General features: G+C 31.8%; 25 protein-coding genes. 18 read left to right on the top strand and 7 right to left on the bottom strand.

Features of this window, described 5'->3' with window-relative positions; genetic code table 11:
• Positions 1-15: 15 nt before the first annotated feature.
• The 3 genes from BLT80_RS09435 to BLT80_RS09425 form a co-directional block, all read right to left on the bottom strand.
• Complete coding sequence (locus BLT80_RS09435) at positions 16-1,305, bottom strand: glycosyltransferase (protein WP_175455581.1); 1,290 nt, start codon at positions 1,303-1,305, stop codon at positions 16-18.
• A 75-nt stretch (positions 1,306-1,380) separates the two neighbouring features.
• Positions 1,381-3,813, bottom strand: coding sequence for a YfhO family protein (locus tag BLT80_RS09430; RefSeq protein ID WP_092467378.1), 2,433 nt, complete (start codon positions 3,811-3,813; stop codon positions 1,381-1,383).
• A gap of 85 nt (positions 3,814-3,898) precedes the next feature.
• A complete protein-coding gene (locus BLT80_RS09425; RefSeq protein WP_092467377.1) occupies positions 3,899-4,171 on the bottom strand; it encodes a DUF4834 family protein in 273 nt (90 codons plus the stop codon).
• Positions 4,172-4,304: 133 nt separating this feature from the next.
• Between BLT80_RS09425 and BLT80_RS09420 the strand changes: the two genes are divergently transcribed.
• Positions 4,305-5,261: a transporter gene (locus BLT80_RS09420; RefSeq protein WP_092467376.1), complete on the top strand. Its 957-nt coding sequence runs from the start codon at positions 4,305-4,307 to the stop codon at positions 5,259-5,261.
• A gap of 20 nt (positions 5,262-5,281) precedes the next feature.
• Positions 5,282-6,400, top strand: a complete 1,119-nt coding sequence (locus BLT80_RS09415) for a GTP cyclohydrolase (protein WP_092467375.1) — start codon at positions 5,282-5,284, stop codon at positions 6,398-6,400.
• A 98-nt stretch (positions 6,401-6,498) separates the two neighbouring features.
• Here the strand turns inward: BLT80_RS09415 and BLT80_RS09410 are convergent, their stop codons facing one another.
• Positions 6,499-7,758: a cysteate-C-fatty acyltransferase gene (locus BLT80_RS09410; protein WP_092467374.1), complete on the bottom strand. Its 1,260-nt coding sequence runs from the start codon at positions 7,756-7,758 to the stop codon at positions 6,499-6,501.
• 404 nt (positions 7,759-8,162) lie between these two features.
• Between BLT80_RS09410 and BLT80_RS09405 the strand changes: the two genes are divergently transcribed.
• From BLT80_RS09405 to BLT80_RS09340, 15 genes are all read left to right on the top strand, one after another.
• Positions 8,163-10,349 (top strand): tetratricopeptide repeat-containing sensor histidine kinase, encoded by a 2,187-nt coding sequence (locus tag BLT80_RS09405; protein WP_092467373.1) that lies wholly within the window; start codon positions 8,163-8,165, stop codon positions 10,347-10,349.
• A complete protein-coding gene (locus BLT80_RS09400; protein ID WP_092467372.1) occupies positions 10,349-11,086 on the top strand; it encodes a LytR/AlgR family response regulator transcription factor in 738 nt (245 codons plus the stop codon). The genes BLT80_RS09405 and BLT80_RS09400 overlap by 1 nt, the downstream gene beginning before the upstream one ends.
• A 159-nt stretch (positions 11,087-11,245) precedes the next feature.
• On the top strand, positions 11,246-11,479 hold the full coding sequence (locus tag BLT80_RS09395; RefSeq protein WP_092467371.1) for a hypothetical protein: 234 nt from the start codon (positions 11,246-11,248) through the stop codon (positions 11,477-11,479).
• Positions 11,480-11,501: 22 nt separating this feature from the next.
• Positions 11,502-12,071 carry a hypothetical protein gene (locus tag BLT80_RS09390; protein ID WP_092467370.1) on the top strand — a complete coding sequence of 190 codons (570 nt, stop codon included), beginning with the start codon at positions 11,502-11,504 and terminating at the stop codon, positions 12,069-12,071.
• 78 nt (positions 12,072-12,149) lie between these two features.
• Positions 12,150-14,246, top strand: coding sequence for a leucine-rich repeat domain-containing protein (locus tag BLT80_RS09385; RefSeq protein WP_092467369.1), 2,097 nt, complete (start codon positions 12,150-12,152; stop codon positions 14,244-14,246).
• Between the two features lie 123 nt (positions 14,247-14,369).
• Positions 14,370-14,612 carry a hypothetical protein gene (locus BLT80_RS20275; RefSeq protein ID WP_245710204.1) on the top strand — a complete coding sequence of 81 codons (243 nt, stop codon included), beginning with the start codon at positions 14,370-14,372 and terminating at the stop codon, positions 14,610-14,612.
• On the top strand, positions 14,609-14,758 hold the full coding sequence (locus BLT80_RS20270) for a hypothetical protein (RefSeq protein WP_245710201.1): 150 nt from the start codon (positions 14,609-14,611) through the stop codon (positions 14,756-14,758). The genes BLT80_RS20275 and BLT80_RS20270 overlap by 4 nt, the downstream gene beginning before the upstream one ends.
• Complete coding sequence (locus BLT80_RS09375; RefSeq protein ID WP_092467368.1) at positions 14,758-15,336, top strand: hypothetical protein; 579 nt, start codon at positions 14,758-14,760, stop codon at positions 15,334-15,336. The genes BLT80_RS20270 and BLT80_RS09375 overlap by 1 nt, the downstream gene beginning before the upstream one ends.
• Positions 15,337-15,340: 4 nt before the next feature.
• Positions 15,341-15,958: a hypothetical protein gene (locus tag BLT80_RS09370; RefSeq protein ID WP_139181042.1), complete on the top strand. Its 618-nt coding sequence runs from the start codon at positions 15,341-15,343 to the stop codon at positions 15,956-15,958.
• 28 nt (positions 15,959-15,986) lie between these two features.
• Positions 15,987-16,439 (top strand): hypothetical protein, encoded by a 453-nt coding sequence (locus tag BLT80_RS09365; RefSeq protein ID WP_092467366.1) that lies wholly within the window; start codon positions 15,987-15,989, stop codon positions 16,437-16,439.
• Between the two features lie 367 nt (positions 16,440-16,806).
• Entirely contained in the window at positions 16,807-17,151 is a 345-nt protein-coding gene (locus BLT80_RS09360) for a hypothetical protein (RefSeq protein WP_139181041.1), read from the top strand.
• 21 nt (positions 17,152-17,172) lie between these two features.
• Positions 17,173-17,733 carry a hypothetical protein gene (locus tag BLT80_RS09355; RefSeq protein ID WP_092467364.1) on the top strand — a complete coding sequence of 187 codons (561 nt, stop codon included), beginning with the start codon at positions 17,173-17,175 and terminating at the stop codon, positions 17,731-17,733.
• A 142-nt stretch (positions 17,734-17,875) separates the two neighbouring features.
• Entirely contained in the window at positions 17,876-18,994 is a 1,119-nt protein-coding gene (locus tag BLT80_RS09350; RefSeq protein WP_092467363.1) for a DUF6688 domain-containing protein, read from the top strand.
• Between the two features lie 3 nt (positions 18,995-18,997).
• The gene (locus BLT80_RS09345) at positions 18,998-19,501 is read left to right on the top strand and encodes a carbon-nitrogen hydrolase family protein (RefSeq protein WP_092467362.1); all 504 of its coding nucleotides are present in this window, start codon (positions 18,998-19,000) and stop codon (positions 19,499-19,501) included.
• A 219-nt stretch (positions 19,502-19,720) separates the two neighbouring features.
• A complete protein-coding gene (locus BLT80_RS09340; protein ID WP_092467361.1) occupies positions 19,721-20,233 on the top strand; it encodes a GNAT family N-acetyltransferase in 513 nt (170 codons plus the stop codon).
• Between the two features lie 56 nt (positions 20,234-20,289).
• Here the strand turns inward: BLT80_RS09340 and BLT80_RS09335 are convergent, their stop codons facing one another.
• Both BLT80_RS09335 and BLT80_RS09330 read right to left on the bottom strand, forming a co-directional pair.
• Positions 20,290-21,327 carry a cysteate synthase gene (locus BLT80_RS09335; RefSeq protein WP_092467360.1) on the bottom strand — a complete coding sequence of 346 codons (1,038 nt, stop codon included), beginning with the start codon at positions 21,325-21,327 and terminating at the stop codon, positions 20,290-20,292.
• 70 nt (positions 21,328-21,397) lie between these two features.
• Entirely contained in the window at positions 21,398-23,461 is a 2,064-nt protein-coding gene (locus BLT80_RS09330) for a S9 family peptidase (RefSeq protein ID WP_092467359.1), read from the bottom strand.
• Between the two features lie 74 nt (positions 23,462-23,535).
• Between BLT80_RS09330 and BLT80_RS09325 the strand changes: the two genes are divergently transcribed.
• Positions 23,536-23,859 carry a YbaB/EbfC family nucleoid-associated protein gene (locus BLT80_RS09325; protein WP_092467358.1) on the top strand — a complete coding sequence of 108 codons (324 nt, stop codon included), beginning with the start codon at positions 23,536-23,538 and terminating at the stop codon, positions 23,857-23,859.
• Here the strand turns inward: BLT80_RS09325 and BLT80_RS09320 are convergent.
• Positions 23,852-24,868, bottom strand: a complete 1,017-nt coding sequence (locus BLT80_RS09320; protein WP_092467357.1) for a threonine aldolase family protein — start codon at positions 24,866-24,868, stop codon at positions 23,852-23,854. The genes BLT80_RS09325 and BLT80_RS09320 overlap by 8 nt on opposite strands.
• Positions 24,869-24,904 lie beyond the last annotated feature (36 nt).

The raw sequence follows: 24,904 nt of genomic DNA, 5'->3' as shown, positions 1-24,904 counted from the left end.
CACTTTAAGTGGACTTTAGACGTGTTTTAACAAACCTGCTAATTTTTCAGTTAAAGCTTTGCGACTATAAGGTTGTAAACCAATAGCATTTACTTTTAAAGTTTTATTCTGAAAAGCCTCGAAGTAACTTAAGAGTTGCGTTTTTAATTCCACTTTTTGATGGTAGTTAAAATATGTTCCGGTGTTGGTTGATTTGATGATTTGCTCTACATCTGAATCTTTTGGACCTATCGCTAAAATTGGTGTTTCAGAAATGAGATATTCAAAAATCTTTCCTGGAATTATGGCTTTGGTATCTTCTGAATCGATTTCAATTAATAATAATAATTGTGATTTCATTTGAAACCTTAACGCTTCATCATGACTCACATAACCAACAACATTGATATGATCTTTTAATCCATTTTGATGAATGGATTCTATAACATCATCACTAACGACACCTATTAATTGTAATTTGAATGCTTCAGAAAAAGCACTATTTTCTTCAATTAGTTCCGAAAGGGTTTCCCATAAAACCACAGGATTGCGTTCTGATAACAACGACCCAATATGAGATAAGGTAAACTTTTCATCCTTCCCTTCTACTCTAACTGAATGGAAATCGTAACCATTAGTAATGACAGAAATTGGTTGACTCGTTTTAGTTTGGAATTCGTTTTTGGTATGGTTGCTAGTCACTATAATTTCATCTGCTGAATTTAAAACGTTCTGTTCTAAATGAAGATGTTTTGCTTTTGAAGCAGCCGTTAATTTTAGATCCTTATGATACCCTATAGTGGTCCATGGATCTCTAAAATCGGCTAACCATTTTACACCTAATGCTGCTTTTAATTGTAAGCCAATTAAATGTAAACTATGTGGAGGGCCAGTTGTTACAATAGTTTCAATTTGATGTTTTTTAATATAATCTGATAAAAACGAAACTGAAGGCTTTACCCAATTTTTACGTGCATCAGGAATAAAATAATTACCTCTCACATATAACATCGTCTTTTCAATCAACGACTGCTTTTTAGCTTTGGGAATCACTCCAGAACTGATTTTTTTAGAGCCTCCTTTAGAAAACAAACTCGCTAAACCATAAGGTTCATTAATCGGTTGTTTTAAAATAGTAATTGTATTAGGAATTTCATTCACCAAACTTTTATCCATTATAGGATAGTTTGGGTTTTCAGGACAATACACAATAGGCTCAATACCAAAATCAGGTAAGTACTTTACAAATTTTAACCAACGTTGCACGCCTGGACCTCCTGCCGGTGGCCAATAATAGGTTATTATGAGTACTTTTTTTTTGCTCATTTCTGTCATTCCTGCGAAAGCAGGAATCTACTTTTTTTTACTAATTATGGATTCTTGCCTTCGCAGGAATATCAATTAGTCTTTTATATTTTTAAAAGAATAAAATATCCCTAACAATAATAAAATGCCTAAAATAACCGAACTTGCCAAAGCCACCTTACTTCCTGTTTTTACAACTTGAGGTTCGAACTTAAATTCTATAGTGTGATTACCTTTTGGAACTTCTAAAGCTCTCAATACATAATTGACATGGAAATGTGGAATTAATTCACCATCAATGTAGGCGTTCCATCCCTGACTATAGTATATTTCAGAGAACACCGCTAAACCATTGTTTCTATTATTGGATTCGTATTTTAGATAGTTAGGTTTAAATTCTTTTAACTGAATAGTTGCTGTTGAATCTAATTGATAAATTGGTTTTAAGTTATTTTCACTTACCACTGATTTTTCTAAAACAGCTGTACTTTTGGTATCTAAACTGTCTAACGCCATAATTTCCTCATTGGCATTAGCAACAACTTTAAGTTTTGAAACAAACCAAGCATTTCCGTTAGCATCTGTGTTTGTGTAAGGGAAAATAGTGTTTTGTTCTTCTGCAATGATATATTTGGTATTAAGCATGTTGAGAACATTCATATTGTTCTTATAAACATGAAAGTCTAAAAGCTCATTATATCTACCCATTCTTGCTGCACTATAACCAAATAACGAGTTATGGAAATACGCTGCTTTGGCTGGTTTTCTTTGACCTTCAGAAGACATATCTAAAACTCTAAAGTGCCCTTTATCACTCAGTATTTCTTTATCCGCCGCATTAGCTTGATATGGTTTATCCACTTTTAACGCAGACACAAAACTATCGTTATTTACATATTGTTTATCAACTGAAACTAAATCAAACAGTATTAATACAGCAAACACGACCACAACTAATGTTTCTGATAATTTCTTTTTTAGGAATAAGAAAACGGTTCCGGCAGAAAGTAAGACAAGAATTAAGGTCCTTAGTGTATCTGTCGTCATTAGCGCCTTTCTATCTTTAATAATAGAATCAATAAAAGGTTGTCCGTAAGCTCCTATATATTGATCATCTCTAAAGCTTTCAAAATCGAATAATGCAGATTTAAAAAGCAAAAAGAGGATTGCTAAACCTGCTGTGATTCCTACAGAATATTTTAAAGCTTTTAATTTTTCTTCATCTTTCTGAAAGTCATTAAACAATCGTACCAATGCAAAAATTCCTAAGACAGGAATACATAATTCCAGTATCACCTGTATAGAGCTCACCGCTCTGAACTTGCTGTATAACGGCACATAATCAATAAAGAAATCAGTTAAAAATCCAAGATTTTTTCCATAAGACAATAACAGTGATAAAACAGTACCACCAACAAGCCACCATTTTAATCTCCCTTTAACTAAAAATAAGCCTAATACAAATAGAAATAGAATAACAGCTCCAACATAAGCTGGTGCTTCTACAATGGGTTGATCTCCCCAATACATAGGTGCGTTTCTAGCCGCATCTAGCGCATCTATTGGAGAAGCTCCTAAATTAATATAAGCCTTATAGGTTTCGGAATCTTTACCAACATCTTCAGAGTTTCCGCCTCCCATAAACTTAGGGATGTACAGATTAAACGTTTCTAAAATACCATAACTGTATTCAGTAATGTAGTCTTTACTTAGTCCGGTTGTAACTTCTTTTGCAGAACCATCAGGATTTATGGTTAAATCACTTTGACCTCTAGCACTTTCTTTAACATACTCTTGGGTTGCCATTATATTTGTGGCATTAAGACCAACCGCTAAAATGGCTGCGACAGACAATACACCAATAGACTTAAAAAAATGCGGTAACACTTTTTTTCTGTAGGCATCAATAAGATATGCTAAGCCTAACACTAAAACCAATAGTAAAAGGTAATAGGTCATTTGAAAGTGATTGGCGACAATTTCTAACCCTAAGGCTATAGTCGTCAATAAAAATCCTAGTATGTTTTTCTTTCTGAACGTGAGCACAATACCTGCAAGTACCAAAGGCATATAAGCGATTGCATGTGCTTTCGCATTATGACCTACGCCAAGTATAATAATGAGATAGGTCGAAAACCCAAAGGCTAATGCTCCCAATGCCGCCAACTTAAAATCGACTTTTAAAGACAATAATAAAATATAAAATCCTATAAAATATAGGAATAAGTAATCTGCTGGTCGTGGTAAAAACCGTAAGGTTAAATCGAGTTTCTTAATATAATTATGTGGATATTTTGCACCTAACTGATAGGTTGGCATACCACCAAAGGCACTGTTAGTCCAATACGTTTCTTCTCCTGTGGTTTGGGCAAACTCTTTTTGTTGTTCTGCCATACCAATGTAATGCATAATATCACTTTGGTTAATTTTTTTGCCTTGTAATACAGGACTAAAGTAGGCTAAAGACAAGGCTACAAATCCTATTAAAATTAAGACATGCGGCAATAAACGTTTTATAGAAAATGACATGAGAATGCTTTAAGTTGAATGATTCTGAAAAGTAGTTATTTTTTTTGAAACATCATTAGAGTTTCCTCCATGTACAAAAAATTGATTAATCAATTTCTTCGTAATCGATATATTCTCCTACTTTTTGATTTGAAGATTTATTATCATTAGGCATTTTATCGATTACTGTTTCTCCTTCATTCTGCTTTTGTTGTTGTCTTTGCTGGTTAGGGTTTTGAAAACCACCAAATTGGCCTCCAAATTTTTCTTCAGCTTTTTTGGCAACAAACTTCAACAATAACGGCGCAAAAAGACGTGCTAAAATCTTAAAGCCAAAGTAAACTAGTAAAATAATTAAAATAGTTCTCAGTAATCCCATGATAAACATAATATAATCATCAAAAATACGATTATACTCATTTATAATCCGATTAAATTCCTTAAAAAAAGTATAAAATATCTATATTTGACTTCAATCTGCAATAGACCGAATGGTTTTAAATCCATAAATAATGCGAATACTCAAATCTATACTTATATTAATTCTTACTATCAGTTTTAATTCTACCTACGCTCAATATACCGAAGTGATTAATTCTAATCGCCCTGGTGTATCTAAAAGTGCCTTTTCTGTCGGAACAGGAATTGTACAATTTGAAGCAGGAGCATTTACAGTTAAAGAAGAGCACGCCCTTGCTGATTACGATGTCTCAGGTTTTGGACTCGATTTTGCTTTGAGATATGGTGTGCTATTTGAACAACTAGAGCTATCGCTCGATGGAGTTTACCAAAATGATAATATTACATATAATAGTGCTCTAATTCCTGTTGAGGACAAACGCTCTAATTTTAAAAACTTTACTCTAGGTGCTAAATATTTGGTTTACGATCCTTATAAAAATGCTGAAGAGGCAAAACCAAATTTATATAGCTTTCATGCTAATCGAAAATTTAGCTGGAAATCTTTAATACCTGCTGTTTCAGTTTATGCAGGTGCAAATTTTGATTCAAAAAACAATCCATATACTGCGCCAGGTGTTGAAGGAGTTAGCCCCAAAATAATGGTCGCTACGCAAAACAATTTTAATGGTGGATGGGTTTTTGTAATGAATTTAATAAAGGATAGAATTGGATCAGATTATTCCGATTTTCAATATATTTTTACTTTAACGCATTCTTTTACTCCACAATGGGTTGTATTTGGAGAAACACAAGGTATTAAAAGTGATTTTTATGCAGATAATATTTTTAGAGTTGGAGGCGCTTACCTTTGGACTAAAGATTTTCAATTAGATGCCAATATTGCTTTCAACACCAAAGACACACCTACGGTCTTCAATATTGCTTTCGGAGCGTCGTATCGTTTAGATTTTCATAAAGATAAAGAAATTGACAACGGCAACGGCAATGACGGTAATTTTAAGAAAAAGAAGAAAAAAGAAAAGAAAATAGATGATTTCGAGTCTTAATTTATAGCCTTCATAACTACATGATAACAATTAAAGAAGCCACATCAAAAAAGGACTTAAAAGCATTTGTTCGGTTCCCTTTTAAATTATATAAAGACTCTAAATATTGGGTACCACCTATTATTAAACAAGAGTTAGAAACCTTTAACAAAGATAAAAATCCAATATTTAAAGATGCTGAAGCACGGTTTTTCTTAGCTTATAAAGCTGGAGAAATTGTTGGTAGAATTGCAGCTATAATTAATTGGTTAGAAGTTGATAAACAAGGCATAAAAAAAATGCGCTTTGGTTGGTTTGATTTTATTGACGACTTAGAGGTCAGTAAAGCATTGCTAAACACCGTAGAAAATATTGGTAGAGAACAACGACTAGAATATACCGAAGGCCCTGTTGGATTTTCTAATCTAGACAAGGTTGGAGTAATGACTGAAGGATTTGATTACCTCGGAACCATGATAACATGGTATAATCATCCCTACTACATCAACCATTATGATGCGCATGGTTATAGTATTGAAAAAGCATACTCAGAAAATAAATTTCCTTTTAAAAATGTAAAACCTGAGTTCTTTAAAAAAGCTCAAGAACTTATTAAACGTCGTTATAAGTTAAGAGCTCTTAAACTTACAAAAACAGAAGAAGTGATGCCTTATGCAGATCGTATGTTTGATTTGTTTAATGAAAGCTATTCATCCTTATCATCCTTTGTTGAGATAACAGATATTCAAAAAGAATATTTTAAAAAGAAATTCATCAGTTTTGTTAATCCTGAGTACATCAAATTTGTAGTAGATGAACATGATATACTAGTTGGTTTTGCTGTAGTTATGCCAAGATTTGCTGAAGCTTTACAAAAAGCAAATGGTAAATTATTTCCTTTTGGATTTTCACATATTCTAAAAGCTAAAAAAAATAGCAAAGACGTTATATTTTACTTAATAGGTATTCATCCAGACTATCAGAATAAAGGTGTACATGCCGTAATATTTAACGAATACTACGAAACGTTTAAAGAGAAAGGCATAGAAACCTGCTATAGAACACCTGAGCTAGAAGATAATTTTGCGATAAAACAAATATGGAAACATTTTGATCCTAAAATTTATGTACGCAGAAAAACGTTACGAAAAAACTTATAGAGATTAGTTGTTGATTGTTGATTATTGATTGGAAATAAAAAAACGATCACCACTATTAAGCGATGACCGTTTTTCTTTTATAGTATAGAATGAATTAATTATTCACCCATTGCTGCTATTAATGCTGCTGACATTCTTTTATAAGTACCGTTTACTAAACGTTCTCTAATAGCATCAAAAGCATCTAAAGTTTCTCTTACATCTTCTAAAGTATGTGTTGCTGTAGGAATCATTCTTAGTAAAATTAACCCTTTAGGTATTACAGGATAAACCACTATAGAACAGAATATTCCGTAATTTTCACGTAAGTCTCTTACCAAAGCCATAGCTTCAGGAATACTTCCTTTTAAATATACAGGTGTTACACAACTTTGCGTTGTTCCAATATCAAAACCACGCTCTTTTAAACCAGATTGTAAAGCATCAACGATAGTCCAAAGATTCTTTTTAAGTTCTGGCATTGTACGTAACATGTCCAAACGTTTTAATGCACCAACTACAAGTTGCATTTGTAAGGACTTAGCGAACATTTGTGAACGTAAGTTATACTTTAAATAGTCGATAATTTCTTTATCTGCTGCAATAAAAGCACCTGTACTCGCCATTGATTTTGCAAACGTTGCAAAATAGACATCGATATCATCTTGAACACCTTGCTCCTCACCTGCTCCAGCACCTGTAGCACCAAGTGTACCGAATCCATGAGCATCATCTACAAAAAATCTAAAGTTGTATTTTTTCTTAAGTGCAACAATTTCTTTTAAACGACCTTGTTCTCCACGCATTCCAAAAACACCTTCCGAAATCACTAGAATTCCACCACCTGTTTGCTCTGCCATTTTCGTAGCGCGCTCAAGGTTTTTTTCTAAGCTTTCTATATCGTTGTGCTTATAGGTAAAACGTTTACCCATATGTAAACGTACCCCATCAATTATACAAGCGTGTGCATCTACATCGTAAACAATAATATCATCTTTAGCCACCAAAGCATCAATGGTCGAAACCATACCTTGATATCCAAAATTTAATAAGTATGCAGCTTCTTTATTAACAAAAGCAGCCAGTTCGTTTTGTAATTGCTCATGTAAATCTGTGTGACCAGACATCATCCTTGCTCCCATTGGGTATGCAGAACCGTACTTAACACCAGCTTCTCCATCTACTTTTCTAACTTCTGGATGATTTGCTAAACCCAAGTAATCATTGATACTCCACGTTATAACATCTTTTCCTTGAAACTTCATTCTATTAGAGATTTCACCTTCAAGCTTTGGAAACACAAAATAACCTTCAGCCTGAGCTGCCCATTTTCCAAGTGGTCCTTTATCTTTATAAATCTTCGCAAATAAATCCTTCATGCTTTAAGTTTACTGTTAATCAATTGTTTACATAAAAAATTATGCGTTTTCAATCAATAATATTTAGTTAATTTAATCTAGTTAGTGCTCGCAAAATTAATTAATTATATTATGACTGCATAATTTATTTAATTAAGTATTAACTAAGTTTTGAACAATAAAAAATCTAATTTAAATTAACTTCTTCTATTAGAAATCTTTCAGCTTTATTTATACTTAATTAATAATAACTATATTTTATTACCTAATACGCTTATTGACTCAAACACCGCACTTATATCTTCAGTCACTTCAGAAAAAGATTCTTTGTACATTAGTATACCATATTATAACTATTTTGATTTTATTTGATAGTTAAATCTAAAGGCTTATAATGAAGTCTTAATTATAGCCATTCAATATTTATGAAGATTATCGTTTCATTTTTTATTATTTTATTTCTATCTATTTCTACTACTATTTCCTCGCAAACTAAGGTTATAGACAGTCTAAATAACGAATTAACTATCCATAAAGAAAAGGATACAACAAGAGTAAATATATTGTATGGATTAGCAATTTATAATTTTCAAAACGATTTGGAAACGACCAAATTACATCTAAAAGAAGCCGAAGATTTAAGCAATGAAATAAACTATATAAAAGGTAAAGCCAAAGTTTTATACTTAAAAGGCATTTTAGAAAGTAGAAAATCTAATTATAAAACAAGCTTAGACTTTTTTAAGGGCTCATTAAAGCATTACGAATCCATTGATGACCAAGCTGGAATTGCAGCAGTTTACAATGCCTTTGGAATAACTCACTTTATACAATCTGAATACGACGAAGCTATATTCTCTTATCAAAAAGCATTTGAAATTCAGAAAAACCAAGGAAAAACAAGCGATGTTATTAATAGCCTACTAAATATAGGGAATGTATTTAATGAAACCGGACGTTACGATGAAGCTATTTCAAATTACAAAAAAGCATTAAATCATAGCGTAGAAATTAATGATGAAACTAACATTGCGACTATAAATTATAATTTAAGTGTTCTTTATAAAGTACAAGGCAACTATCCATTAGCTATAGAAACTACTAATAATAGTTTAGAATTTAAAAAAACAACGGGCGATACGCTTGGTATAGCTCATATCCTTAGTAATCTCGGAGAAATTTATACATCCATCGAAAAATACGATACTGCCTTAGAATACCACAAACAATCTTTAAACTTCGCATTACAAAAAGAGAGTAAAAGTTTAGTCGCAACAAACTACAATAACATTGGTAATTATCATCTACATAAAAAAGAGTATCCTAAAGCACTCGAGTATTATAACAAATCTCTAGAAATAAGTCAGAAAATTAATAATATAAAACAAGTTGTTGCATGTTTTTTGAATCTTGGAGAGATTAATTTATTACTTAATAGACCAGTAATTGCGAGAGAAAATTATGTAAAAGCAAACGAAATTAGTCTAAAGGCAGACAAGAAAGATTTCGTAGCTTACAGCTTTTTAGGAATTTCTGAAACTTATATACACGAAAAGAAATATAAAGAAGCACTTCCTTTTACTCAAAAAGGCAAGAAATTATCAGAAGAATTAGAGCTACTTGAACCACAAAAAAAAGCTTCTGAATTACTCAGTGAAATATATAAATACACAAACAACTACAAAAAAGCTTTTGAAAGTCTTAAACAATTTAAAACTTTAAACGATAGTCTTTTTAATAAAGAAAACATTGAAAAAATAACACAATTAGAATTTGATTACAAGTACAAACAAGCTTTAGACTCTGCAAGCATAAGGGAATTGAAACTGACTAAAATAGTAGATACAACGTCGCTAGATCTAAAAAAATCACAACGTAATTTATTACTTGGGGTTATCGTATTTTTAGTCATCGTTTTAATTTTAGGTACTATTATCTTCTTTTTAAGATTGAGAAATGAAAAATCTAAATCTCAAAATATAGAAATAGAACAGAAATTGTTACGCTCGCAAATGACACCTCATTTTATATTTAATTCATTGTCTGTTCTTCAAGGCATGATTTTAAATAAAGAAAACAAAAAAGCGGTGTTTTACTTATCTAAATTTTCGAAATTATTGCGTATCATTTTAGAGAACTCAAGAGATAAAATCGTACTGCTTGATGAAGAACTAGAAGCTGTAAATAATTATTTAGAGCTTCAGAATTTAGAAGAAAGTCAAGCTTTTCAATATACTATTCTTATAGATGAAACCATAGACTCTACTTTGTTTAAAGTACCACCAATGCTCATACAACCTTTTATTGAAAATGCAGTGGAACATGCTTTTAAAAATCAGGAAGACAATCGTAAAATTGATATTCAACTTAAATATGTGAATAAAAAATTAATTTGCACCATTACAGATAATGGTATTGGAATTGATGCCGAGAAAGAACCTAAAAAACAACATAAAAAATCATTAGCAACAACTATAACTTCTGAACGATTGAAAGTCTTGTCTAAAGATTTTAATATGAAAGGCTCTATAAGTATTGAAGATAGAAAAAAATATAACGCTCAAGGAACCATAGTTACTTTAGTAATTCCTTATAAAATAGATACAGTATAATGAGGTCACTAATCGTAGAGGATAAAGCATACATTAGAAAAGGATTACGTAATCTATTACAGCTCATTGACAAAGACATTGAAGTTATTGGAGAATGCGAATCTGTAAAAGACGCTGTTGTAGTTGCAAATGCCTGTAAACCCGAATTAATTTTTCTAGATATTAATCTTACCGATGGCAATGCTTTCGATTTCTTAGAGCAAACAGAAAACTTAAAATTTAAAGTTATATTTATTACTGCTTATGAAGAGTATGCCCTAAAAGCCTTAAAAATTGGAGCTGTAGATTATCTATTAAAACCTGTTGACATAGAAGAACTTAAAGTTGCTATACAAAAAGTTTCTGAAATGTCAATTACTGTACAAAAGCAAAAAATAGAAGCTGCAAAACAGGTCTGGAACAATGAGAGTTCTAAACTCATATTATCCCTTCACGATAGTTTTCAGGTTATAGATTTAAGCGAATTAATGTTCTGCGAAACAGATAAAGGTTACACGACATTTTATTGTAACGACGGTAAAAAATATATGGTTTCAAAAACATTAAAGGAATTTGAAGATCCGCTTTCTAAAGCCAATTTTATTCGTCCACATCAATCGTTTATGGTGAACCTAAAGTTTATTGATCGCTATGATAAATCTGGTACTATTCACCTTAAGAATGGAAAAAAGATACCCGTATCTACTCGAAAAAAGGAATCCTTCTTAAATACATTTTTAAGTTGGACCAAAATATAATAACCTAAAAAGCAACCTACTATAGTTATTCTACTTGTTTTTTACGGATATTTCTTCAAGTGCCGCACTTATTTATTTTAATATACCAGACATAGATTTCCTGTTTTTTTCTTCGCTTGTACCATATACATTTATCTCTCAAATCGATAAATTATTTATATGGAAACTATTAAATCAAACTTAGGTAAAGGAGGATTACTACTTGCTGCTATGGGCATTATGTCCATAATTCTTTCATTTTTCAACTACAATATCAGATTACTTTCTTGGGTAGATGCTTGGGGTAACACCATGGGATGGGTTATTAGAATCCTCCTTATTGTTGGTGGCGGAGCTTTGTTTCTATTCTTCGGAAACGCTCTAGAAGTTGACGTCGATGTAGACGAACAATAAAATTAACAAAGAACAAAATAAGATGAAAATATTAAAACAAACAATAGTACTAGTAATAGCAATATCTACATTAATAGCTTGTGGAAGAAACTCGGGGCAAAAACCAGCAACAGCAGATGGTTTTTCGGATATTGAAAGTGACATAAAAAATGAATTTGGCAACGATGCTTATTATACAGATTTAACAATTACTTATAATAAATCTATAGGGAATATTATAGGAGTTACTGTAACCAAAGATCCTAGTTCTTTAAAAATGGAACAGTGGAATCAAACACAAGGTGTTTGGTCACAAAATCAACAAATATCTCTTGAGGTGCCACAAGGCACAAAAGCAGAAGACTATATGTTTCAGTTAGATGATAACATTAATCTAAAAACATTAGGAAAGTTAGCTGAAAAAGCTAGCAAACAATTAACAGCAGATAAAAAGCTTGAGAACCCAACATTAGCTATGGCATTTGTAAAGTTTCCAAAAAATGGTGATATCTCTAAAACCGAATATACCATAATGTTAAAACCAGAACATGGAGGTACCACATTTACATTTAGTTATGACCTAAGTGGAAACCTAATAAAAATGGATTACTAAACCACGACCAAATTTTACTTTAAACTTTAATTTAAAACCAGTTCCCTTGTTTTAAGGGGAATACAAAATCAATTTCTTATGAAAAAATCACTACTTATTTTAATAACCTTATTTACAGTTGTAATGGGGTATTCGCAAACGTTTACTGTTGGTAATTTTACTTACTCGGTGAGTTCTACCGTTTCTAATACAATTAGGGTTTTAGACTATGATGTGTCGGGTGGTACAGTAGTAGATATTCCTACTTCAGTTACATACAATTCAACAGTTTATACCATAAATATTATTGCTGCTTCTGCTTTTGCTAATAAACAATTAACAAGTGTTACAATTCCAAATACTGTTAATTTAATCTTTGCTTCTGCTTTCTTAAATAATCAATTAACGACGGTAACCATCCCAAATAGTGTCTATAGTATTTCAAATTATGCTTTTGCCAATAATCAACTGACTAGTATTATAATTCCAGAGAGTGTTAGTGGTTTTGCGTCACAGGTCTTTACTAATAACCCATTAACTAGTGTTACCTCATTGGCCTTAACACCACCGACTATAACTACTGGAGCTAATGACACATTTAACCCTGACCGTAGTAATATTGCATTACATATACCAAATGGAACTATGGATATATATGTTACAAATCCAAATGCTAGTGCCGATTGGTCCGGTTTTAACCCTGTTACGGAAGCTTTAATTGTTGGAGACACTTTTGTTGAAGATTTTATAACTTATCAAGTTACTTCTTTAACGCCTGATACTGTTCAAGCTATAGATTATGATATGGCTGGAGGTACTGTTGTCGATATTCCAGCATTTGTTCCTTATAGTAATACAAATTTTGATGTTACCAGAATAAATAACAATGCCTTTAATAATAAAGGTTTAACTAGTGTTACCATTTCAGATAGCGTAACGAGTATAGCAAATCAAGCTTTTGTATTAAATTCTATATCTAGTTTAACCATTGGAGAAAATGTTATAAATATTGATGGTTTAGCATTTTCCAATAATAACTTAACTAATGTTGTTATTCCTAATAGTGTTACAAATATTGGATTTAGAGCATTTGATGCTAATCAAATAACCAGTGTTGTAATTGGTAGTAATGTTACAAATATTGAGTCTATTGCCTTTAGAAACAATCCTTTATCCAATATAACATCATTGGCTGTTGTGCCACCTACCATTGTAACATCTGCTACGAATCCACCAAACACTGACTCTTTTGACTATGACCGAAGCAATATTAATTTAATCCTAACAGGAAATACTACTGATGAATACGTAACTGATAGTGGTGCATTATGGACAGGCTTTAAAATGGTTTTTGAAGCCACTTCTGCAACTACACTTAAAGTTACAGATTATGATTCAGCAAATGGTGCAGCTATTACTATACCTGCTTCTATTACTGTTCCTAATGTAACTGTATTTGATGTTACAGAAATTGGAGGTTCAGCTTTTTATGATAAAGGATTAACTGATGTTACCATTCCTGAAGGTATTACTACGATTGGAACTTCTGCTTTTGAAATAAATAATTTAACAAGCGTGTCTATTCCAGATAGCGTAACTGCTATTGGCTTAACAGCTTTTTCTACTAATTCTATTACAAATCTTTCATTAGGTATTAATGTTGAAGAAATAGGTATTGGTGCTTTTGTAGGAAACAACCTTACAGATGTTACTATTCCAAGTACTGTTACAAATATTGGTTTACTCGCTTTTGGTAACAACCCATTATTAGCTAATGTTACGTCTTTAGCGATGGTGCCACCTACAATAACCACAGGAACAAACGACACTTTTATTTTTGATCGTGGTAATACTGCTTTACACATACCAGTTGGCACTACTGATATTTACGTTACAAATCCAAATCCTGGAGCAGATTGGTCAGGTTTTAATCCAGTAACAGAAGATGCTGTTTTAAGTACTTCTAATTTTGAGTTAGCCAACGACGTAAAAGTAGTAACAACGACAGATGCCATAAAAATAATAGCGTCTAACAACATAAAATTAGAAAACTATACCCTTTATACTATTGCAGGACGCAAAGTGGCTGCAGGCATAGAACATAAAATACCAACAAGCTATTTAGCAAGTGGTATCTATATTTTAAAACTAGATTTTAATAAAGGGACCGTAATTAAAAAAGTGGCTGTGAATTAGATATTAATTAAAGTGTTTTAATAGTAATGTGCCAAAAAACTATTTAAACCAAAAATTGAAAGCCACTTTTACCTTATAAGTTAAGGTGGCTTTTAAATTGAAAAAGATCAAACAATATAAGTAATGGAAAAAATTATTACAACTAAAAACGAGTACAACTCTTTAGATGCGATTAACATGTATTTAAAAACAAAAGCATCAACGTATGACTTTACTAAAGAATATGACAGTTGGGATGTACGAACAAACGTTCATGGACAAATGGAACAATGTATCATATTAAAGAAGAGTGCAATGCACGGCATGAAGGTTCATTTTGAAAACGAAAACACACTAAAAATGACATACATCATACCAAAAAAATGATGCATGCTTATTTCGGTAAAAGTCAGAAACGCTATCGAAATGTTTTAGAAATCGTTACAGGAAAAATAAAAGACACATTATTAGCACCTGCCCAGCGTAAAGCTTTCAAAGAAATGGAACAGGTATTTCAAAAGATTTCGGCGTAATGAAAAAATCAATACTTATAACGATACTATCATTAACTGTATTTAGCTCTTGTAATTTTAAAGGACCACTTTCAATAAGTAATGCAGAGGACCTTGTTGAAATACAAGACATAATTAATGAAAACTTTGATGGTGAATCTGACGTGTACTTTTTAACCCTCTCAGGATCAAAATTAAGTAGTGATATAAGTTCTATAAATAGAAAATACGATTTTAAAGAGATCACTTTTAGTGATGTCTATTTTGTTTCAGATAATAAATTTACAGATCCAAAGCAAACGACTACACCTTTTGGCACCAAAGCACTTTTGAAAATCAAAGCTATAGATGTGTCAATAATACCAGAGAAATATAATGAAGCCTTAGACATTTTAGCACAAAAAAAATTATTGGTAGCAGACAAGTCATTTCCTTTATCTCGTTGGACTTTTGAAACAGATAGTGAAGGTCATGTTTGCTCAAATTTCACAATAAACTATTATATAAATTCAACATCACAAGGTCGTAGTAAAACCACTACTTATGGTTCGTATCGTTTTAAGGTGGATAGTAACAATACTGTGACTTTTATAAAATAAAAACATGAATAAAATAGGCCATAAAACAAGCGCTCTTATTATGATGTTTTGCATTTTAATGAGCTGTGGTGAAAGTAATTCAAAAATAATATTGAATACCAAAGAAGGTATTGAAAGCATTAAAGAACTACTACAAAAAGAATTTGACGAAAACAAAGCGATAACAAGATTAAGCATTTCTAATAAAAACCGGACCTCCAATGAGGTAGATCAAATCACAATAATGTTCGTAGAAAATGATATGAATGTGATGTGGTTTTACTCTTTAACAACAGCAAAATTATTTAAACCAGAATCAAAAGCGAAGCATAATACACCACATAAAGCTCTCAAAATAAAGGAGTTTAATATAGATAAAATCCGCTCTTATTTTAATAAAGCGGTTACAATGATAACTACAGAAACCGATGAGTTTAATAATTTTCAGATAGGAAGTTATGATATGGACATCAACCAAGATTCCAACAAAATAGAACACTTTTTTAAAATATATGCCAATAAAACAGATGAAAAAACCAGTTTTTATGGAAAAAGAATAAAAGGAAACATGTTTAGCTTTTCTTTTAAAACAGACAAAAACGGAAGTCTTAGTTCTAAAGATTTGGACGTTTTTAAAAAATAAATCGAATCAACAATATAAAAAACAAAACATGAAAGTAACCATTTTTAGAGCCGACGAAAATCCTTCAATAGAAGAAATAGAAAAACTATTAATAGAAAAATTAGGAGATAAATACCAATATAAATCAACAAGAAAAGCAACTAGTTTGGCAGGTAAATTAGTAAAAAGCAACTCCGTAGATGGCATTACGGTAATAAAAAATGCTTATCACAGAACAGTCGTGAGTACAGAAACTATTGACGACGCTTCTCTAGATAGTGGTAAGCGTACATCCATTTATTTTTCTGAAGCTACATTAGCAGGTTGGTTAAGTTTATTACATAATGAAGCTGGTTTTATTGGCAGAATAATTATTCGTGCAATTTACGGCAGCTCAGATGAAATTTATACGGAAGTAGAAACCACCATAAAAACAAATATTAAAGGAGAAGATGAAACTAATGAATATGGTCTTGGGTCATTTTTAAAAAGTCGTATTTAAGACTAAAAAAATGACTTACTACTAAAAAAATGAACAAGTCTTTATTCAATTTAGTATATTTAATTGGCATCAAAAACTACGACAACGATAAATGAGTAGGAGTTTCAAGATCTGTAACAGATTTCGTGTACTTTGCCTATCTTTTCAGATTTAGCTGTAGATGAAGCTTACCAAAAGATTGGTCTCAGAAAAGGGGTCATTAGATTAACAAAAAAGAAACACTTATCGCATTGCATACCTCAGAATTTTTGTATGCAGCAAGAACCATTTATGAGAAAAGAGGATTTCGTAAAACAAAAGAAATAGAATATCTTGGAAAAGATATTGGATAACTCACGAAGCTATGAAAATGCATTTTGAATAAATTATGAATACTCTAAAACGCATTCTTAATTACAGTGTGTGGACACTAGTTTCAATCGTGTTTGCATTCATTTATATGCGCATTATTTTAGGTCCTAAACCAGAAGAGCCAACAGGTTTTTTAACGTATATCGTTTCATTAATTTATGAATTCGCTTTTGTTCGGCTTGGGCTAATCCTTGGCGGTATTTTTGCCCTGATTTATATTCTTGTCGATATTTTCTACTTAAATAAAAGATTAAAAAAGAGCCGAAATTCAACAATCATTCGTGTACTAATTATTGCTGTAATTGCTATTATCATATGCACCACACATTACATATTAGAAAAGGTTATTGATGTAATTTAATACGTTTAAAAAACAAACAAAATGAAGAACATACTTATAGTAATCGTTATGGTGTTTTTATCCTCATCAAATAAAGAGACACCAACTAAAAATCATACGGGTTTAATCGCAACCTCAAAAAATGTTGAAACAACAAAAAATTACAATCCTGAAATTATTACTGAGACCATCAAAATAAATGATGAAGAACTAAGATCTGACTTATACAAAGGCACTCTAAATAGTAACATTAAAATATCGTTGTACTTAAAAGAACAAGAATATGCTTGTGGAGGTTCAACCTTTTTTTATGCCATGTATAAATACGAGAATCAAGACAAATGGATATTATTAGATGTGACAACTAATCGAGAACAAAACAACTACTGCATGATTGAAAGGAACTTCTCTGGCGTTTTATTCTTAAAAGAAACCTCAACCACATTAAACGGAAAATGGATAAGTCCGGACACAAGCAAACAATTTAAAGTAGAATTAAAAAGTGAAGAATTAGACATCAAATTTGCAAAAGATCATACCGCTGTTGAAACACTAGACGAGATTCTATTTGATGATTTACTATATAATGCAAATGATTGTTAAGTTTTAAATAGAACCTATTATTAGAACTATAATATGAATTACGTAAAATCGATTAATATGTAGAGTTTTAAGAACTATATTCATAAAAGAATTAAACTTGTATAAAACGCATTAATGCTATCTTGAAAACCAAATCATTACTATGTTTCCAATAATCTTTCTACTAGTTGTAATTCCTATAAGCTTTGTCGTTTTTAATTTTATCTATTATATCATTAAGGGTAGAATAAAAACAACAGAAAAAATTTTTAAAACCTTTCAGATATGGAGCGTTGTAATTGTTCCTGCTTCTTTCATTATAAACGCTGATGTCGGAGTCCTAAACGATTGTTGTACAGATAGTGCATTATTTTCACCTGAGCATAGAATAGGAATTTATACATTACTCATCACCTATACCCTATTCTATTGTATTTCAATTTTCAGAAAAAACATTTTACCACCTATTGCTGAGTTGTTTACCAATTCCTTTTTAATACTAGGCTTAATCATTAATGTCCTGTTGTGTTTTCATATCCACCCAATGGAACTTGGAGTATTCTTATGGATTTTGGGCAATGTACCAGTCATCTTATTATTATTTATGGAATTAAATGAAAACCAGAAACGATTAAAACATCATATAGAACACAATGATTTGCATTCAACCAACTCCATTGGAAAATTAAGTTTATCTATTTTGAAATTGGAACCCATTTACAAATACCCAATTTTAGCGCTGATTTTAGTTCCCCTTTTAATATTATTATCTTTATTTCTTTTAATTTTCGGACAGAAACCAGACAGCATTATTAGTGCATTTACAGAAACCTACAAACATGGTTTTTCTCAACTAGACCATCTGTGTGACAATGTAGAATGTGGAGGTCATTTTTTGTGTTCTGTTGGGGCAAACGGACACCAATCCATAGTAAAACCGATTCGATATGGCGAACGCCATGGAAATAAAATAATTTGTAACAGGCAATTATTAATTTCTAATGCCTTTGAAGATTTAATACAAGATAAATGCCCTAAAATTCACAACATCATCCGAAAAAACTATAATAACGTTGGAAACTTAATTCACAAGTATTACTATATCTTCAATATTAAATTGGTTTCGGATGTAATCTACATTCTAATTAAGCCTTTAGAATTGTTCTTTCTTTTTATACTTTATACATTTGACAATCAACCAGAAAACCGAATTGCCATACAGTATTTAAGCAAAAAGGATAGACAAAAATTAAGCGCTCTAAAAGTCGATACTACGACATAAGAAATGAAAATTTGTATTGCACAAACACAATCTTTAAAAGGAAACGTTCAAGAAAACATTAAAAACCACTTGAATATCGTTAAACGTGCCATAAAATTAAATTCAGATTTAATAATCTTCCCTGAATTATCAATCACTGGCTACGAACCAGAATTAGCCAAAGAACGTGCCACAACAATTGAGAATAACATATTTGATCGATTTCAGGAATTATCAGACAAAAATGACATAATTATTGGAATTGGCATGCCAACTCAATCTACAGATCGTATATATATTAGTATGCTAATTTATCAGCCTTATAAAGAACCAATTGTATATTCCAAACAACTATTGCATGCTGACGAAATACGTTATTTTAGTTGCGGAACCAGTCAAACGTTTCTAATCATAAATGAAACGAAGATTGCAATTGGTATTTGTTACGAAACATTACAACGCGATCATTTTTTAAAAGCAAAAGAATATGGAACAGATATTTATATTGCCAGTGTAGCCAAATCATAAGAAGGCATTGAAAAAGCTTACGCACACTTTTCCGAAATTTCAAAAGAATTTAAAACACCAATATTAATGTCTAATAGTATTGGATTTTGTGACAACTTCTTAAGCTTCGGTAAAAGTGCAGTATGGAACAAAAATGGTGACCTCATAAATCAGATGGACTCTAAAAATTAAGGCCTCATAGTTTATGACTCCATATTAGAATCGACAGAACTACATCAATTGAAAATTGAAAAAGGAGAACCATCTGACTTAGAAGCCCTATTTCAAATTTACCTCAAAGGAAAAAATGATTTAGAGCACATGGAAATTTTTCAATGGACAGACAATTATCCAACACGTTCTATCATAGAAAATGATTTAAACAACGGAGTACTTTACACGCTTAAAAACAATAATATAATCATTGGTGCGATCAACATAAGCGAAACACAAGAAGTAGAATACAAATCCATTAATTGGAAATTTGATAATTCTAAAGTATTAGTCATTCATAGACTGGTTGTTAATCCAAAGCATCAAAAACTAGGATACGCAAAAACACTCATGGACTTTGCAGAGCGTTTCGCAATGGAAAATAATTATTCTTCCATAAGATTGGATGCCTATAGTCAGAATACTAGAGTCATTGAATTTTATAAAAAACGAAATTATTTGATACGAGGAGAAGTCAATTTTCCTGAAAGAGAGGACACATTTTACTGTATGGAAAAGGAAATATTAGCAAAACACTAGACATAAAAAAACCTATCACAGTTGCCCATGATAGGTATTATATTATAAAAAGTAATTTACTTTATATATTCTATAGTTGATTGTACAACACGTTTGCTATCAAAAAAGCCTTGATCTTCCATCCACTTATCGTTATAAACTTTACTCATATAACGCGATCCATGATCTGGAAATACAACTACTACTTTATCCGTTGGCTTAAACTCACCTTCTTCTTGTAATTGCTTAATGGCTTGCATTGCTGCTCCACTTGTGTAACCTACAAAAAGACCTTCTGTATTAGAAATCTCTCTTGCCGTATGGGCACTTTCTTCATCCGTAACTTTTACAAATCTATCTATAGCATCAAAATTTGTTGCAGTAGGAATCAAATTCTTACCTAAACCTTCAATTCTGTAAGGATAAATTTCTTTATCATCAAACTCACGTGTTTCATGATATTTTTGTAATACAGAACCATAAGCATCCACTCCAATAACTTTTACATTAGGATTTTGCTCTTTTAAATACTTCGATATTCCAGAGATTGTTCCTCCTGTTCCACTACAAGCAATTAAGTGTGTAATTTCACCATCTGTCTGATCCCAAATTTCTGGACCAGTTGTATTGTAATGAGCATCAATATTCAGTTGATTAAAATATTGATTGATGTAGATAGAACCTTTATTCTCTTCGTGTAAGCGTTTTGCGACTTCGTAATAAGAACGCGGATCGTCTGCTTTAACATGTGCAGGACAAACATAAACCTTTGCTCCCATAGACTTTAACATGTCTATTTTATCTGCAGAAGATTTAGAGCTTACAGCCAAAATACATTCGTATCCTTTAATAATACTAACCATAGCAATACTAAAACCTGTGTTACCAGACGTCGTTTCTATAATAGTATCACCAGGAGTCAAAACACCTTGACGCTCAGCTTCTTCAATAATATGTAATGCAATTCTGTCTTTTGAAGAATGACCTGGATTAAACGCTTCTACTTTAGCATAAAAATCGCCATCAAAGTCAGCAGTCATTCTATTTAATTTGATTAAGGGAGTGTTACCTACTAATTGTAACACATTATCAAATACATTTTTGTTTTTGTTCATAAATGAATTTTTTCAGCAGTCGTTATTTATTAGACACCTAAAACCTCGCAAAGGTAACATTTTTTTTTAATTATTCTGAAATTCCTTCTAAATCAAGCAGGAAAGCAAACTCTTCAGCATCTTCTTTTAAGCTTTCAAAACGTCCGGAAGCACCACCATGACCTGCATCCATATTCGTTTTGAGATATAATTTATTAGCATCTGTTTTTAGATCTCTAAGTTTAGCAACCCATTTCGCTGGTTCCCAATATTGCACTTGCGAATCGTGCAGTCCTGTTGTAATCAACATGTTAGGATACGCCTTCGCTTCTACGTTATCATAAGGCGAATACGATTTTATATAATCATAATAGAGTTTATCGTTCGGATTCCCCCATTCATCATATTCTCCAGTCGTTAACGGAATAGAATCATCTAACATCGTCGTAATAACATCTACAAAAGGTACCGCTGCAATAATACCGTTGTATAATTCTGGTGCTGTGTTAATAATGGCTCCCATTAACAAACCTCCTGCACTGCCTCCCATAGCATATAAATGTTGAGACGATGTGTAACGCTCTTTTATTAAATGCACCGAACAGGCTATAAAATCTGAAAATGTATTTTTCTTGTTTAATAGCTTTCCATCCTCATACCAATCACGACCTAGATATTCTCCTCCTCTAATATGGGTAATGACATAAATAAATCCACGATCTAATAAGCTTAATCTAATCGTCGAAAAATAAGGATCCATTGTAGAACCATAACTTCCATAAGCGTATTGCAATAATGGATTCGTTCCATCTTTTTTAATGCCTTTACGATATACAACAGACATTGGGATTTTAGTGCCATCTTCAGCAGTTGCCCAAATACGTTCTGAGATGTAATTGTCTTTATCAAAATTCTTATCTAAAACTTCCTGTTCTTTTAGAACAATTTTAGTTTTAGTGCGCATATTAAAATCAATAACCGATGACGGAGTTGTCATGGCATTATAACCATAACGTAATATTTCCGTTTCAAAATCTACATTGGTTCCTGTATATGCTGTGTAAGTTTCATTATCAAAAGGTAAATAGTAATCTTCCGTTTCATCCCAACGTTTTATTCTAATTTCATTTAAACCATTCCTGCGTTCACTAATTACCAAGTAATCTTTAAAAATATCAATGCCTTCAAGTAGTACGTTGTTTCTATGCGCTATAACCTCACTCCAATTTTCTATAGTTGTATCAGAATCAGGCGTTTTCATCAACTTAAAATTCGTTGCCTTATCCTTATTGGTAAGAATATAAAAATGATTGTCGTAATGTGAAATACTATATTCTAAACCTCTTATTCTTGGTTGAAAAACCTGAAATTTTCCTTCAGGATTATCCGCATCTAGAATATGATATTCATTTGTTAACGTGCTATAACATGCAATAATGATATACTTTCTAGATTTTGATTTATAAACCGCAGCACCAAACGTATCATCACCTTCTTCAAAAACAAGTTCGTCTTCAGAATTATCTCCTAGGCGATGTTTGTAAATCTGAAAAGCTCTAAGTGTCACCTCATCCTTTTTGGTGTAAAACAAAGTGGCATTGTCATTTGCCCAACTTGAAGAACCTGTAGTACTTTCTATTCTGTCGGAAGCGACTACATGTGTTTCTAAATCTTTAACGTAGATATTATAATTACGTCGTCCTGTAGTATCAATACCATAAGACACTAATTTATTATCCGGACTAATACTAATACCAGCCAATTTGAAATAACTTTCCCCTTCAGCCATGACGTTACAATCAAATAACAACTCTTCAGGATTATCTAAACTGTCTTTTTTACGTGTATAAATTGGGTAATCTTTTCCTTTTTCGAATTTAGTGATATACCAATAGCCATTGTATTTATAAGGTACAGACGAATCATCCTCTTTTATTCTGGCTTTCATTTCTTCAAATAAATCTGACTGAAAATCTTTTGTATGTGCCATTTCAGAATCGCAATATGCGTTTTCAGCATTAAGATAATCGATCACTTCTGGATGCTCTCGGTCCTTCATCCAAAAATAATTATCAACACGAACATCTCCATGTTTTTCTAATTGATGTGGAATTTTCTTGGCAATAGGAGGAGTGATATCCGAATTTTTTATCATTTGTTATGAAAATTTAGTCTAAAAAGAGGCGCAATTTAGTAATTTTGTGCCTGAATAAATTAAAAGATAAGATTATGTTTGGAGATATGATGGGAATGATGGGCAAATTAAAAGATGCTCAAAAGAAAGTAGAAGAAACAAAACAGCGCTTACATACCGTTTTAATTGACGAAGCGAGTACTGACAATAAATTGAAAGTAACGATTACAGCCAATAGAACAATTAAATCTATTGATATTGCTGATGAATTACTTCAAGATAAAGACATGTTAGAAGATTATTTAATCCTAACACTAAACAAAGCGATTGAAAAAGCAACCAACGTTCACGAAACAGAAGTAGCTGCTGTCGCTAAAGAAGGCATGCCAAATATTCCTGGAATGGATATGTTTAAATAGATTTTAGCTCACTTAAAAGTTTGTCATGCATTTGGTCTGTATAATCCAAATGTGTGACCATTCTAAGTTTATTACTTCCCATTCCTATAATATGAATATTCTTTTCTTTTAAGTTATTCAGGAATTGTGCTTCATCCACACCATCATTTAATTCGAAAATGACAATATTGGTTTCAATAGGTTCTACTTTTCTAATTATGGATAATTTAGATAACTCCGCTCCTATTTCTTTTGCTCTTTTATGATCGTCTGCAAGTCGTTCAATATTATTATCTAAAGCATACAAACCTGCAGCAGCCAAATAACCAACTTGTCGCATATTACCTCCAAAAAGCTTTCTTAAACTCAAGGATTTTTTCATAATCTCGGCATCACCTATCAACACAGAACCGACCGGACAACCTAAGCCTTTACTTAAACAAACTGAAACCGTATCGAAAAGCTGACCATATTGCATCGTCGTTTCGTTTTTAGCAACCATAGCATTCCATAAGCGTGCACCATCTAAATGAAACCCTAGGTTATTAGTTTTACAGACCTTTTTAATGTTTTCTAATTCCTCAAAATCCCAACACGCTCCTCCACCTTTATTGGTTGTGTTTTCTACCTCAACTAAACTGGTTTGACTGTAATAATATTCTGAAGGATTAATAGCTTCTTTTACGTGTTCTGCCGTAAACATACCGCGATCACCATCAATGAGTTTACAAGACGCTCCACTATGAAAAGCCACTCCTCCAACTTCATAATTATAAATATGAGCGTATTTATCACAAATAACTTGTTCTCCTGGATTGGTATGCAACTTTATAGCAATCTGATTCGCCATACTTCCTGATGGAAAAAATAATGCTTTTTGTTTGCCAAATAATTTTGCTAAACGTTCTTCTAATTCATTAACTGTAGGATCTTCTCTAAAAACATCATCGCCAACTTGGGCAGACATCATAGCATCTAACATGCCTTTTGATGGTTTTGTAACGGTATCACTTCTTAAATCTATAATCATATATATTTCCCATGAAAATGGGATTTTTTTTAGTTA

Origin of the sequence: Winogradskyella thalassocola, from assembly GCF_900099995.1 — a bacterium.
GTDB lineage: Bacteria > Bacteroidota > Bacteroidia > Flavobacteriales > Flavobacteriaceae > Winogradskyella > Winogradskyella thalassocola.
Note: the sequence above shows the minus strand (reverse complement) of the source record. Positions and strands in the feature narration are given on the sequence as shown.

Coding starts and splice junctions, on each gene's coding strand:
- BLT80_RS09435 (WP_175455581.1), bottom strand. CDS start 1,305: ATGAGCAAAAAAAAAGTACTCATAATAACCTATTATTGGCCACCGGCA.
- BLT80_RS09430 (WP_092467378.1), bottom strand. CDS start 3,813: ATGTCATTTTCTATAAAACGTTTATTGCCGCATGTCTTAATTTTAATA.
- BLT80_RS09425 (WP_092467377.1), bottom strand. CDS start 4,171: ATGGGATTACTGAGAACTATTTTAATTATTTTACTAGTTTACTTTGGC.
- BLT80_RS09420 (WP_092467376.1), top strand. CDS start 4,305: ATGCGAATACTCAAATCTATACTTATATTAATTCTTACTATCAGTTTT.
- BLT80_RS09415 (WP_092467375.1), top strand. CDS start 5,282: ATGATAACAATTAAAGAAGCCACATCAAAAAAGGACTTAAAAGCATTT.
- BLT80_RS09410 (WP_092467374.1), bottom strand. CDS start 7,758: ATGAAGGATTTATTTGCGAAGATTTATAAAGATAAAGGACCACTTGGA.
- BLT80_RS09405 (WP_092467373.1), top strand. CDS start 8,163: ATGAAGATTATCGTTTCATTTTTTATTATTTTATTTCTATCTATTTCT.
- BLT80_RS09400 (WP_092467372.1), top strand. CDS start 10,349: ATGAGGTCACTAATCGTAGAGGATAAAGCATACATTAGAAAAGGATTA.
- BLT80_RS09395 (WP_092467371.1), top strand. CDS start 11,246: ATGGAAACTATTAAATCAAACTTAGGTAAAGGAGGATTACTACTTGCT.
- BLT80_RS09390 (WP_092467370.1), top strand. CDS start 11,502: ATGAAAATATTAAAACAAACAATAGTACTAGTAATAGCAATATCTACA.
- BLT80_RS09385 (WP_092467369.1), top strand. CDS start 12,150: ATGAAAAAATCACTACTTATTTTAATAACCTTATTTACAGTTGTAATG.
- BLT80_RS20275 (WP_245710204.1), top strand. CDS start 14,370: ATGGAAAAAATTATTACAACTAAAAACGAGTACAACTCTTTAGATGCG.
- BLT80_RS20270 (WP_245710201.1), top strand. CDS start 14,609: ATGATGCATGCTTATTTCGGTAAAAGTCAGAAACGCTATCGAAATGTT.
- BLT80_RS09375 (WP_092467368.1), top strand. CDS start 14,758: ATGAAAAAATCAATACTTATAACGATACTATCATTAACTGTATTTAGC.
- BLT80_RS09370 (WP_139181042.1), top strand. CDS start 15,341: ATGAATAAAATAGGCCATAAAACAAGCGCTCTTATTATGATGTTTTGC.
- BLT80_RS09365 (WP_092467366.1), top strand. CDS start 15,987: ATGAAAGTAACCATTTTTAGAGCCGACGAAAATCCTTCAATAGAAGAA.
- BLT80_RS09360 (WP_139181041.1), top strand. CDS start 16,807: ATGAATACTCTAAAACGCATTCTTAATTACAGTGTGTGGACACTAGTT.
- BLT80_RS09355 (WP_092467364.1), top strand. CDS start 17,173: ATGAAGAACATACTTATAGTAATCGTTATGGTGTTTTTATCCTCATCA.
- BLT80_RS09350 (WP_092467363.1), top strand. CDS start 17,876: ATGTTTCCAATAATCTTTCTACTAGTTGTAATTCCTATAAGCTTTGTC.
- BLT80_RS09345 (WP_092467362.1), top strand. CDS start 18,998: ATGAAAATTTGTATTGCACAAACACAATCTTTAAAAGGAAACGTTCAA.
- BLT80_RS09335 (WP_092467360.1), bottom strand. CDS start 21,327: ATGAACAAAAACAAAAATGTATTTGATAATGTGTTACAATTAGTAGGT.
- BLT80_RS09330 (WP_092467359.1), bottom strand. CDS start 23,461: ATGATAAAAAATTCGGATATCACTCCTCCTATTGCCAAGAAAATTCCA.
- BLT80_RS09325 (WP_092467358.1), top strand. CDS start 23,536: ATGTTTGGAGATATGATGGGAATGATGGGCAAATTAAAAGATGCTCAA.
- BLT80_RS09320 (WP_092467357.1), bottom strand. CDS start 24,868: ATGATTATAGATTTAAGAAGTGATACCGTTACAAAACCATCAAAAGGC.